12 protein-coding genes are annotated in these 12,428 nt (G+C 52.3%); 6 read left to right on the top strand and 6 right to left on the bottom strand.

The window, feature by feature from the left end; genetic code table 11:
- The first annotated feature begins 84 nt into the window (after positions 1–84).
- Both ldcA and FDW97_RS05440 read left to right on the top strand, forming a co-directional pair.
- The gene (ldcA, locus tag FDW97_RS05435) at positions 85–999 is read left to right on the top strand and encodes a muramoyltetrapeptide carboxypeptidase (protein ID WP_069324682.1); all 915 of its coding nucleotides are present in this window, start codon (positions 85–87) and stop codon (positions 997–999) included.
- A gap of 97 nt (positions 1,000–1,096) precedes the next feature.
- Positions 1,097–2,830: a potassium/proton antiporter gene (locus FDW97_RS05440; RefSeq protein ID WP_038641221.1), complete on the top strand. Its 1,734-nt coding sequence runs from the start codon at positions 1,097–1,099 to the stop codon at positions 2,828–2,830.
- 49 nt (positions 2,831–2,879) lie between these two features.
- Here the strand turns inward: FDW97_RS05440 and dadX are convergent, their stop codons facing one another.
- Positions 2,880–3,950 (bottom strand): catabolic alanine racemase DadX, encoded by a 1,071-nt coding sequence (gene dadX, locus FDW97_RS05445; protein ID WP_137350739.1) that lies wholly within the window; start codon positions 3,948–3,950, stop codon positions 2,880–2,882.
- 12 nt (positions 3,951–3,962) lie between these two features.
- Positions 3,963–5,261, bottom strand: coding sequence for a D-amino acid dehydrogenase (locus tag FDW97_RS05450; RefSeq protein WP_085048063.1), 1,299 nt, complete (start codon positions 5,259–5,261; stop codon positions 3,963–3,965).
- 322 nt (positions 5,262–5,583) lie between these two features.
- Between FDW97_RS05450 and FDW97_RS05455 the strand changes: the two genes are divergently transcribed.
- Entirely contained in the window at positions 5,584–7,116 is a 1,533-nt protein-coding gene (locus tag FDW97_RS05455) for a SpoVR family protein (RefSeq protein WP_069324685.1), read from the top strand.
- 93 nt (positions 7,117–7,209) lie between these two features.
- On the opposite strand, the gene fadR is transcribed toward FDW97_RS05455, so the two are convergent.
- The gene (fadR, locus tag FDW97_RS05460) at positions 7,210–7,929 is read right to left on the bottom strand and encodes a fatty acid metabolism transcriptional regulator FadR (protein ID WP_137350740.1); all 720 of its coding nucleotides are present in this window, start codon (positions 7,927–7,929) and stop codon (positions 7,210–7,212) included.
- 237 nt (positions 7,930–8,166) lie between these two features.
- On the opposite strand from fadR, the gene nhaB reads away from it, so the two are divergent.
- The 3 genes from nhaB (at position 8,167) to FDW97_RS05475 (ending at position 10,836) form a co-directional block, all read left to right on the top strand.
- Positions 8,167–9,711, top strand: coding sequence for a Na(+)/H(+) antiporter NhaB (gene nhaB, locus FDW97_RS05465; protein ID WP_137350741.1), 1,545 nt, complete (start codon positions 8,167–8,169; stop codon positions 9,709–9,711).
- A 141-nt stretch (positions 9,712–9,852) separates the two neighbouring features.
- Positions 9,853–10,383 (top strand): disulfide bond formation protein DsbB, encoded by a 531-nt coding sequence (gene dsbB, locus FDW97_RS05470; protein WP_042307884.1) that lies wholly within the window; start codon positions 9,853–9,855, stop codon positions 10,381–10,383.
- A 111-nt stretch (positions 10,384–10,494) separates the two neighbouring features.
- Positions 10,495–10,836 carry a DUF1971 domain-containing protein gene (locus tag FDW97_RS05475; protein ID WP_003020940.1) on the top strand — a complete coding sequence of 114 codons (342 nt, stop codon included), beginning with the start codon at positions 10,495–10,497 and terminating at the stop codon, positions 10,834–10,836.
- Positions 10,837–10,865: 29 nt separating this feature from the next.
- On the opposite strand, the gene FDW97_RS05480 is transcribed toward FDW97_RS05475, so the two are convergent.
- From FDW97_RS05480 to FDW97_RS05490, 3 genes are all read right to left on the bottom strand, one after another.
- A complete protein-coding gene (locus FDW97_RS05480; RefSeq protein ID WP_003020944.1) occupies positions 10,866–11,312 on the bottom strand; it encodes a YcgN family cysteine cluster protein in 447 nt (148 codons plus the stop codon).
- Between the two features lie 92 nt (positions 11,313–11,404).
- Complete coding sequence (locus FDW97_RS05485) at positions 11,405–12,064, bottom strand: fumarylacetoacetate hydrolase family protein (protein ID WP_038641240.1); 660 nt, start codon at positions 12,062–12,064, stop codon at positions 11,405–11,407.
- 69 nt (positions 12,065–12,133) lie between these two features.
- Positions 12,134–12,427, bottom strand: coding sequence for a YcgL domain-containing protein (locus FDW97_RS05490; protein WP_038641242.1), 294 nt, complete (start codon positions 12,425–12,427; stop codon positions 12,134–12,136).
- Between the last annotated feature and the right edge of the window lies 1 nt (position 12,428).

Genomic DNA, 12,428 nt, shown 5'->3' on the forward strand with positions numbered 1-12,428 from the left:
TAGCCGGAACCTGTCGCTGAGGTGACAACGACATACCTACGCGGCATGATATACATTTGGTTTTAGTTGTAGCAAGGAAATGCCATGTCCCGGTTTCACTTAATTGCCCCTTCGGGCTACTGTATCAACCAGCAGGCTGCATTACGTGGGCTTGCGCGGCTTACTGAGGCCGGTCACCAGGTCGATAATTCAGCGGTCATTGCGCGCCGCTGCCAGCGTTTTGCGGGCACAGAAGCAGAACGTCTGGCAGATGTGAACTCGCTCGTTAATCTGCACACGCCTGATACTATTGTGATGGCGGTACGCGGCGGCTATGGTGCGAGCCGTTTACTGGAAGGGATCGACTGGCAGGGACTGGCTGCTCGTCAGCAACAAAACCCGCTACTGCTGTGCGGGCACAGCGATTTTACGGCGATTCAGTGCGGTTTGCTGGCGCAGGGCAATGTGATTACCTTCAGCGGCCCAATGCTGGCAGCTAACTTCGGCGCCGAGGAGATGAACGCGTTTACCGAGCACCATTTCTGGCAGGCTTTGCGTCATCCCCAATTTACCCTTGAATGGCAGAGTAACGGCCCGGCGTGTGCGACCGAAGGTACGCTATGGGGCGGAAATCTGGCGATGATCATTTCGCTGATGGGCACACCGTGGATGCCCGCTATCGAAAATGGTGTGTTGGTGCTGGAAGACATTAATGAGCACCCATTCCGTATTGAACGCATGCTGCTGCAGCTATACCATGCGGGAATACTGGCCCGGCAGAACGCCATTATTCTTGGCAGTTTTAGCGGCAGTGCGCCCAATGACTATGACGCCGGTTACAGCCTTGATTCGGTTTGCGCCTTTCTACGCGACAGATTGTCAGTTCCGTTAATCAGCGGTCTTGATTTTGGTCATGAACAACGTACCGTCACCCTGCCTTTGGGTGCCAATGCGGTGCTGAAAAACGATAAAAATGGCGCTCAGCTCACCATAAATGGTCATCCGGTACTTAAATCGTAAAAAAAGCTGCCAACAGGGCTAAGTAAAACGCTGTTTCTGTCGTTATTATGTTAGGGTTTGTTAATACGAAACAGCGTAATTCAGGAGTAAACGAACGTTGGATGCCGCAGCAGTTATTAGCCTTTTTATTTTGGGTTCCGTTCTCGTCACCTGCAGTATCTTACTCAGTTCATTCTCATCACGTCTTGGCATCCCTATTCTGGTGATATTTCTCGCTATCGGGATGTTAGCGGGTGTGGATGGTGTAGGCGGTATTCCTTTTGACAACTACCCATTTGCCTACATGGTGAGCAACCTGGCGCTGGCGGTTATCCTGCTCGACGGCGGCATGCGCACCCAGGCCAGCTCTTTTCGCGTCGCGCTGGGTCCGGCGCTATCGCTGGCGACCGTCGGGGTACTGATTACCTCCGGACTTACCGGCATGATGGCCGCATGGTTGTTTAATCTGGATCTCATTGAGGGACTATTGATTGGCGCGATAGTCGGTTCCACCGATGCGGCGGCGGTCTTTTCCTTACTTGGTGGTAAGGGGCTTAACGAACGTGTCGGCTCCACGCTGGAAATTGAATCCGGGAGTAATGACCCGATGGCGGTATTTTTGACTATCACGCTTATCGCCATGATCCAAAACCACGAGACCGGTTTAAGCTGGATGTTCGCGGTGCATATACTCCAGCAGTTTGGTTTAGGGATTGTGCTGGGTCTGGGCGGCGGCTATCTGCTGCAGCAAATGATTAACCGCATTTCGTTGCCTGCCGGGCTGTATCCGTTACTGGCTTTAAGCGGCGGGATCCTCATTTTTGCCCTGACTACCGCACTGGAAGGCAGCGGTATTCTGGCGGTTTATCTGTGCGGTTTCCTGCTGGGTAATCGCCCGATTCGCAACCGATTTGGTATTCTGCAAAACTTCGATGGTCTGGCCTGGCTGGCGCAAATCGCCATGTTCCTGGTGCTGGGGCTACTGGTCACGCCTTCCGACCTGCTGCCTATCGCGATTCCAGCGCTGATTTTGTCCGCATGGATGATTTTCGTGGCTCGTCCGCTGTCGGTCTTCGCCGGACTGCTGCCGTTCCGTGGCTTCAATCTGCGCGAGCGTATTTTTATCAGTTGGGTGGGCTTGCGCGGCGCGGTGCCGATCATCCTTGCCGTCTTCCCGATGATGGCCGGCCTGGAAAATGCGCGTCTGTTCTTTAATGTGGCGTTCTTCGTGGTTCTGATCTCCCTGCTGTTTCAGGGAACGTCACTTTCCTGGGCGGCTAAAAAGGCCAAAGTGGTGGTTCCCCCGGTCGGCTGGCCCGTTTCGCGTATTGGTCTGGATATTCACCCGGATAACCCCTGGGAGCAGTTTGTTTATCAGCTCAGCGCGGATAAGTGGTGTGTGGGAGCCGCATTGCGCGACCTGCATATGCCGGAAGAAACGCGAATTGCCGCCCTGTTTCGTGACAATGTATTGTTTCATCCGTCGGGCAGCACGCGCCTGCGTGAAGGTGACGTGTTGTGCGTCATTGGTCGCGAGCGCGATCTCCCCGCTCTCGGCAAGCTATTCAGCCAGTCGCCGCCGGTATCGTTAGACCAGCGCTTCTTTGGGGATTTTATTCTCGAAGCCAGCGCAAAATATGCCGACGTGGCGCTGATATATGGCCTCGACGATGGCACAGAGTATCGCGATAAACAGCAAACGCTGGGTGAAATCGTTCAGCACCTGTTAGGCGCCGCGCCGGTCGTCGGTGACCAGGTTGAATTTGCTGGCATGATCTGGACGGTGGCCGAGAAAGAAGATAATGCGGTGCTGAAGGTTGGTGTTCGCGTTGCTGAAGATGAGGATGAGTGACGTAGCTGTTTTTGCCGGGTGGGAGCTGCGCCTACCCGGCATACAAAAGTTACACCGTCACAACCGGTACGCGCAGCGCCAGCGAACACATCAGTTCGTAGCCCACCGTACCCGCAGCAGCGGCCACATCGTCAATTTTAATCTCTTTGCCCCACAGCTCTACCGGCGTGCCGATCCCCGCCTGAGGACATGGCGTCAGGTCAACCGCCAACATATCCATTGAGACCGTTCCGACCGTTTTGGTGCGTACACCATCTACCAGCACTGGCGTGCCGCTCGGCGCATGGCGCGGATAACCATCTGCATACCCGGTCGCCACAATGCCGATGCGTTGCTCCCCGCTGGCGGTGTAACGCCCGCCGTAACCGACCCGATCGCCGGCTTTCAGCGTTTGTATGCCGATAATTTCGCTGCTTAACGTCATCACAGGTTTCAGGCCCGTATTGGCGATGTCTCGCCACTGTCCAGACGGCGATGCTCCGTACAAAATGATGCCCGGACGAACCCAGTCATAATGCGCTTCTGGATGCCACAGCGTCGCAGCCGAATTGGACAGTGACCGTCTGCACTCCAGCCCTTCTGTCGCCTGCGTAATACGTGTCATCGCTTCCTGAATGCCATCCGGGTGTTCTGCATCAGCGAAGTGCGACATCAGCGTCATTTCACCGACATTGGGCATGGCCCGCAGCTGTTGCCAGACCGTGGAAACTCTGTCTGGTAAGAAACCCAGCCGGTTCATGCCGCTGTTCACCTTCAGATAAACATCGAGCGGTGCGTTCAGGCGCGCATTCTGCAATGCTTTTAGCTGCCAGTTACTGTGCACACACGTTGTCAGACGATATTTGTCATATATCGTCAGGTCGTCGGCGTGGAAAAACCCCTCCAGCATTAATATCGGGCCTTTCCATCCCCGCTCGCGCAGGGTTATCGCCTCTTCAAGATTGAGCATGGCAAAACCGTCGGTTGTGCCCAGCGCATTCCATACTCGTTCAATGCCATGTCCGTAAGCATTGGCTTTCACTACCGACCAGACGCGGGCGTCCGGTGCGGCCTGGCGAGTAATGGCCAGATTTTGTTTCAACGCCTGCAGGTCAATGCTGGCCAGTATCGGGCGGGTCATCTCTCATCCTTATCAGTTATGTGCGCCGTGTAAATGCCGTGGCCGAGAGGGGGTAAACCCCGGGCTGTAACGCGCCACGCTCAAATCGTCGTAAGGAATGGCTGGGGTACGACCAGATAAAATATCGCTCAGCAGCTGGCCGGATCCACAGGCCATGGTCCAGCCCAGTGTGCCATGACCCGTATTAAGCAGCAGATTTTTAAAGCGGGTTCGTCCCACGACCGGCGTACCGTCCGGGGTCATCGGACGCAGTCCGGTCCAGAATGTAGCCTGCTCCACATGACCGCCGCGCGGGAAAAGATCGCGTACAACCATCTCCAGCGTTTCGCGGCGAGGCTGCAGCAATTCGGTATTGAAGCCAACAATCTCCGCCATGCCGCCAACGCGAATACGGTTATCAAAGCGGGTTATGGCGATCTTGTAGGTTTCATCAAGGATAGTAGAAACCGGGGCCCCATCATCCTGCGCCACCGGAATGGTCAAGGAATAACCTTTAAGCGGATAGACCGGAATATCAACAATACCTTTGAGCATCGCCGTGGAGTAAGAGCCAAACGCCATCACATAAGCATCGGCTTTAATAATTTCATCCCCACACTGGACGCCATATATTTGCTCCCCCTCGCTGAGTAGCTTATCGACCGGGGTGTTAAAGCGGAACGTGACGCCCGCTTGCTCGGCCATCTGCGCCAGGCGCTGGGTAAACAGCTGGCAATCACCGGTTTCGTCATTTGGTAAACGCAAGCCGCCGGTCAGCTTATGCGCCACTTCCGCCAACGCCGGTTCAACTTCCGCCAGGCGGTTTGCTTCCAGCAACTGATATGGCACGCCCGCATCTTCGAGCACGGCGATATCGCGGGTGGCGTTCTCATACTGTTGAGCAGTACGGAACAGCTGTAACGTTCCGCCCTGACGTCCTTCATACTCAATGCCGGTAGAGGCGCGCAGCGCTTTCAGGCAATCACGGCTGTATTCCGCCAGCCGTACCATGCGTCCTTTGTTTTCCATGTAGTGACTGGTGTCGCAGTTACGCAGCATTTGCCACATCCATTTTAACTGGAACTGAGTCCCGTCGAGACGGACGGCCAACGGGGCATGGCGCTGAAACATCCATTTAATTGCTTTAAGCGGTACGCCGGGCGCCGCCCATGGTGCTGCATACCCTGGAGAGATTTGTCCGGCGTTTGCCGCACTGGTTTCCAGTGCCGGACCGGGCTCACGATCAATGACGGTGACATCATGTCCAGCCTGACTTAAGTACCAGGCGCTGGTCACGCCAACGACACCACTTCCCAGTATGACAACTCGCATAGCCACTCCGTTAACAGTAAAAGAACAATCATCTAATTACATCTTGATAACTCAGTTGAAAATATTATTCAACATATGGCTTTTTTATGGTGACTTATCTCACATATAGCAGTGATTGCTGGGAACTCCCGGCTTTGGAATCTCATGCTGTGCGTTATTTTTATCCAGCATAAAATTTTGCGGACATGTCTTTTTTCTACGCTTCGCTAACGTGAAATCGCAAAGAAAAAATTTCTGCCGCAACACGTTTTTTAACACCATGATCTATGCTTGAAATGAGGTACTCCACACAGAGAGTGCCGCCAACAATGAGGGTGCGCGAATGGCTACGATTGATTCCATGAACAAGGACAGCACACGGTTAAGCGATGGACCCGACTGGACGTTTGATCTGCTGGATGTCTATCTGGCGGAAATAGACCGCGTGGCGAAACTCTACAGACTGGATACCTACCCGCACCAAATCGAGGTGATCACCTCCGAACAGATGATGGATGCCTACTCCAGCGTCGGGATGCCAATCAACTATCCGCACTGGTCGTTTGGTAAGAAGTTTATTGAAACCGAGCGCTTGTATAAGCATGGTCAGCAGGGGCTGGCCTATGAAATCGTCATTAACTCCAATCCGTGTATCGCATATCTGATGGAAGAGAACACCATCACCATGCAGGCGCTGGTGATGGCGCATGCCTGCTACGGACATAACTCTTTCTTCAAAAATAACTACCTGTTCCGTAGCTGGACGGATGCCAGCTCCATTGTCGACTATCTGATCTTCGCGCGAAACTACATTACCCAGTGTGAAGAGCGTTACGGTGTGGATGAAGTCGAAAAGCTCCTCGACTCCTGCCATGCGCTGATGAACTACGGCGTGGACCGTTACAAACGACCGCAAAAAATCTCGCTGCAGGAAGAGAAAGCCCGGCAGAAAAGCCGTGAAGAGTATCTACAAAGCCAGGTGAATATGCTGTGGCGCACGCTGCCGAAGAAAGAGGAAGAGAAAACCATTTCCGAAGCGCGGCGATATCCTTCCGAGCCACAAGAAAACCTGCTCTATTTTATGGAAAAAAACGCGCCGCTACTGGAGTCCTGGCAGCGTGAGGTCTTACGCATCGTGCGCAAGGTCAGCCAGTATTTTTATCCGCAGAAACAGACGCAGGTGATGAATGAAGGCTGGGCCACCTTCTGGCATTACACCATCCTTAACCACCTTTATGATGAAGGTAAAGTTACCGAGCGTTTTATGCTGGAGTTTCTGCATAGCCATACCAACGTGGTTTTCCAGCCGCCGTACAATAGTCCGTGGTATAGCGGGATAAACCCTTACGCGCTGGGCTTTGCGATGTTCCAGGATATCAAGCGTATCTGTCAGTCCCCCACCGAGGAAGACAGGTACTGGTTCCCGGATATTGCCGGTTCCGACTGGTTGGAAACGCTGCATTTTGCGATGCGCGATTTTAAAGATGAGAGTTTTATCAGTCAGTTCCTGTCACCAAAAGTGATGCGCGATTTCCGCCTGTTCACCGTGCTGGATGACGATCGCCACAATTACCTGGAGATTTCCGCTATCCATAATGAGGAAGGATATCGTGAAATTCGTAGCCGACTGTCGTCGCAATATAACCTCAGCAACCTGGAGCCGAATATTCAAGTCTGGAATGTCGATCTGCGCGGCGACCGTTCGCTCACCTTGCGTTATATTCCGCATAACCGTGCCCCGCTGGATAAGGGACGCAAAGAGGTACTGAAACATGTGCACCGGTTATGGGGTTTTGACGTGATGCTGGAGCAGCAGAATGAAGATGGCAGCGTGGAGCTGCTGGAGCGTTGCCCGCCGAGGATGAACGGTCTGTAAATCTTATTGCCGGAGGCGGTGTAAACACCTTATCCGGCCTGCGCATTCGAGGCCGGATAACACGCTTTAGCGTCGCCATCCGGCATTGCGTAATTAGCGTCCCTGAATAGCTAAATCGCCCGGCAGGTTTTTCTGCATACGATGCCAAATCTCGCCGCTGTCGTGACCATAGCGGCGCACCGTTTCATAAACCTGCTCATGAGCGCCCTGCTCACACAGTTCTGACAGCTTACGATAGAAGCTCAGCGCCAGACCACGCGCTTCTGGATTAGCAAAATAATGACGACCAATACGGGTATATAACCCTTTCATTCCGTTGAGGATCAGACCGTATATGGGGTTACCGGACGCAAATGCCAGACCGCGAAAAATGTTGTAGTCCAGCTCGGCGAACGCATCAGCGTGGTCTGCTACCTGATTTGCTGTCGCCAACACCTCCTGCGCTTTGTCAGGATGCTGGCGAAACGCGGTGCGGATAAAGATGGTTGAAATGTTGGTGCGCACAGACAGCAGATTATCGATCAACTGCGGTACGCTCTCGTGATCGAGGCGCGCCAGCGTTTCAAGAATATTCAACCCGGAGGTTTCCCAGAAGTTATTCACCTTCGTCGGTTTGCCGTGTTGAATGGTCAACCAGCCGTCCCGCGCCAGACGCTGTAATACTTCGCGCAACGTAGTACGTGTCACTCCGATCAGTTCAGAGAGTTCACGTTCAGCGGGCAAAATAGTGCCAGGTGGGAAGCGGTTATTCCAGATACTCTCAATGATGTACTCTTCCGCGAACCCCGCCGGGCTTTGCGCCTTAATGACCATAGTAATAATTCCATTACACAGCAAAACATAGTTACAGTTATCATACCAGACGGGTTTCATAGCTGATAGCTGACGAAATGAAGAAAAAGTGGATCAAGGCTTCATTTTCCAGATAACGCTGATACTCACTCCCCCCTTGCCATTCACGTGAAGAGCTTGCCTGCGCACCCTCCTCCCGCTAAGCTTTGCGGTCAAACATAAAAACATCATTTCATTTTTAAAGGTAGGGAAATCACCATGGAGCTATCATGGAGCCGCGCGATGTGGCGGAATTTTTTAGGTCAGTCGCCAGACTGGTATAAACTTGCACTGCTCATCTTCTTAGTCGCTAACCCGATTATTTTTTTCATCAATCCCTTTATTGCAGGCTGGTTGTTGGTGGCCGAGTTCATTTTTACGCTGGCAATGGCGCTAAAATGTTATCCGCTGCTGCCGGGCGGGCTGTTGGCAATCGAAGCTGTCATCATTGGCATGACCAGCGCCGCGCATGTGCGTGAAGAAGTTGCCGCCAACCTTGAGGTGTTACTGCTGCTGATGTTTATGGTGGCAGGCATCTACTTTATGAAGCAACTGCTGTTGTTTATTTTCACCCGTCTTCTGCTCAGCATTCGTTCCAAGTCACTGCTGTCGCTCTCCTTTTGCATTGCTGCCGCCTTCCTGTCCGCGTTTCTTGACGCGTTGACCGTCGTTGCCGTGGTAATAAGCGTAGCGGTCGGTTTTTATGGCATCTACCATCGCGTGGCCTCTTCCCGTGGGGAAGATAACAATATGCTCGATGACAGCCATATCGATCAGCACAACAAGGTCGTTCTGGAGCAGTTCCGTGGTTTTCTGCGTAGCCTGATGATGCACGCAGGCGTCGGTACGGCGTTAGGCGGCGTAATGACCATGGTTGGTGAACCGCAAAACCTGATTATCGCCAAAGCAGCTGGCTGGCACTTTGGCGACTTCTTCCTGCGCATGTCACCGGTCACCGTTCCGGTGCTGATTTGCGGTCTGCTAACCTGCGTGGTGGTCGAGAAATTACGTTGGTTTGGCTATGGCGAAACGCTGCCGGAGACCGTCCGCGATGTCCTGCAAAAATTTGACGATCAGAGCCGTCAGCAGCGAACCCGCCAGGACAAGATCAAACTGATTATCCAGGCGATTATCGGCGTCTGGCTGGTGGTCGCCCTGGCACTGCATCTGGCGGAAGTGGGATTAATTGGTCTGTCAGTGATTATTCTGGCAACGTCGTTAACCGGCGTTACCGACGAACATGCTATAGGCAAAGCCTTTACCGAGTCGCTGCCCTTCACCGCCCTGCTGACCGTGTTCTTCTCTGTTGTTGCGGTGATCATCGATCAGCAGCTCTTTTCGCCGATTATTCAGTTCGTTTTACAAGCCTCTGAACACGCGCAATTAACGCTGTTCTATCTGTTTAATGGTCTGCTGTCGTCTATTTCTGATAACGTCTTTGTCGGCACTATCTACATCAACGAAGCCAAAGCGGCCCTGGAACAGGGGACTATCAGCCTTAATCAGTATGAACTGTTAGCGGTGGCGATTAACACCGGGACCAACTTGCCTTCCGTGGCCACACCAAACGGGCAGGCGGCGTTCCTGTTTCTGCTGACTTCCGCCCTGGCACCATTGATTCGCCTCTCTTATGGTCGCATGGTATGGATGGCTCTGCCTTATACCCTTGTCCTGACGCTCGTCGGGTTGCTTTGCGTGGAGTTCACACTTGTTCCAATGACCGAATGGATGACCCAGTCGGGCTGGTTAGCTACACTTTCATAACAATTAGCCGGGCAAATCACTGCCCGGTTTGACTTTTTGCATGATAATTATCCGATTACGCAAATTTTCAATTCCCGCTAGTGGCGCATAAAGTGAATTGGTTTAAACTGCGGTCTCTACGCATGTTGCAGGGAAATTATTATGTTGCGATTTTTAAACCAGTGTTCCCGTGGTCGTGGAGCGTGGTTATTGTTGGCGTTTACCGCCTTTGCGCTGGAACTCGTTGCGTTGTGGTTCCAGCACGTCATGCTGCTAAAACCTTGCGTGTTGTGTATTTATGAACGTAGCGCATTATTTGGCGTGATGGGTGCGGGACTGGTGGGGGCTATCGCGCCAAAAACACCGCTGCGCTATGTGGCAATGGTTATCTGGATTTACAGTGCCTGGCGCGGTCTTCAGTTAGCATATGAACACACCATGATTCAGCTTCACCCGTCACCATTTATGACCTGTGATTTTGCCGCGCGCTTTCCGAGCTGGTTACCGCTGGATAAATGGCTGCCGCAGGTGTTTGTGGCATCGGGCGACTGCGCTGAGCGTCAGTGGTCGTTTTTAACCCTCGAAATGCCGCAGTGGCTGCTCGGGATCTTCGCCGCATATCTTGTTGTGGCGATACTGGTCGTCATAGCACAACCGTTTAAACCGAAAAAACGTGACCTTTTCGGTCGCTAACAGAGACGCTCCTTCGGGAGCGTTTTTTTTTGGCTTAAATTCATTGCCTGCTGGCATCCATAAGATGTATATTAAATACATCTTATGGATGCCACACGAAGGAGATGTCTTATGTCCCATTTACGCATCCCGGCAAACTGGAAAGTTAAACGCTCTACTCCCTTCTTTACGAAAGACAATGTTCCTGCGGCACTGCTCTCCCACCACAACACCGCTGCGGGGGTATTTGGACAGCTCTGCGTGATGGAAGGCACAGTAACGTATTATGGCTTTGCCAATGAAGACGCAAAAGAACCCGAAGTGAAAGTAGTGATTAATGCCGGCCAGTTCGCAACCAGCCCACCACAATACTGGCATCGCGTTGAATTAAGTGACGATGCGCAATTCAACATCAATTTCTGGGTTGAAGATGACAACCATGGAGATGAGATGTATCAGGCGAAAAAATCTTAACCCTTAACGCCTGCTAATCGATGGGCGGCTCAGTCCGCCCATGAAGGTTTGTTCAGGATATGATCCTGCCAGTCGCGCACTTCTGATTCTTTTACCGCAATATGACGTACCGAAATACGTTCGCCATGCATTGCCGCTTTCGACCCGGTCAGCAACGGATGCCATTCTGGCAACCCTTTTCCTTCCGCCAGCAGACGATAGGCGCAGGTCATCGGCAACCATTCAAAGGTAGGCAGATTATCACGCGTGAGTTTGATGCAGTCCGGCTCGTATTCGAATCGACGTTCGTAGTTACGGCACTGGCAGGTTTTAATATTGAGCTGCTTACAGGCGACGTTGGTAAAATAGATTTCGTCAGTGTCTTCATCCATCAGCTTATGCAGGCAGCATTGACCACACCCATCACATAATGACTCCCACTCGGCATCGGTCATTTCATCAAGGGTTTTACTTTGCCAGAAAGGTATGTCGCTCATCAGGGTATCCGCTATTGTAATAAAGCTGCACCTTATAACCAGTCTGGCACGCTGATGCAAGTTTTGCCGCCCGAAAAGGCGGCAAGCAGAGACTACAGCACGCGGGTGGTCAGTGTTTGTCCATGGAAACTGATAGCCAGTTCATCACCACTACTTAACGGTCCAACCCCTGCTGGCGTACCCGTCAGCACCACATCGCCCGCTTTGAGCGTAAAGAAACGGCTCATGTAGGCAATCAAAGGAACAATGGGATGGATCATATCTGCCGTCGAGCCGTGCTGACGCGTTTCGCCGTTTACCGTCAAGCCGAGCATTGTATCCTGCGGATCACCATCAAATTCCGCCACCGGGATAAATCCTGACAGCGGGCATGAGTTATCAAAGCCCTTGGCTTTTTCCCACGGCTGACCGGCTTTCTTCATTTTGCCCTGAATATCGCGCAGGGTTAGATCCAGCGCTACGCCATAGCCAGCGATGGCTTTACGCACATGTTCTTCTGTCGCCTGGCGTAAGGTTGCGCCAATCAGTACCGCCAGCTCAACCTCATGGTGAACCGACCCCATATCGGATGGGATCGCCAGCGGCTGGCGCAAATCACACAGCGCAGTTTCCGGTTTGATAAACAGTACCGGCTCTTCCGGGGTGGTTCCCCCCATCTCTTTTATATGGTTGGCATAGTTACTGCCTACGCAAACCACCTTACTCACCGGATAATCCAGCAGAGCACCATGCCAGTTGTGATGTTGATACATTACTTTCCCCTAACGTAGTCATAGATTTCAGGTACTGCATCGATGGAACGTGCTGCTGCCGGATGCAGTTTAACGTTTAGCGTCTGATGTATTTTGTTTGGCCGCTGCCAGATGCTGTTTGAGCAAATCTTCTGGCGGTGGCGGTATTTGTAAATAATAGCCCTGCTCGATTAGCGCCTGTTTTACTTTTTCAAGATCGGCATTAACCAGTTTTTTTCGACCATCAAGCGGCAACATCATTGCCAGCGTTGGCTGACCAAATCCTTTCATCAGTTCTTCAGGGACTCGCGAGAAATCGTCTTTTTTTTCGACATATAAATAAGTCTGGTCACGTTTGCTGCTTCGGTAGATCACACAAAACATA

The organism is Citrobacter sp. wls708 (genome assembly GCF_005281255.1).
GTDB classification, from domain to species: Bacteria; Pseudomonadota; Gammaproteobacteria; order Enterobacterales; family Enterobacteriaceae; genus Citrobacter; species Citrobacter werkmanii.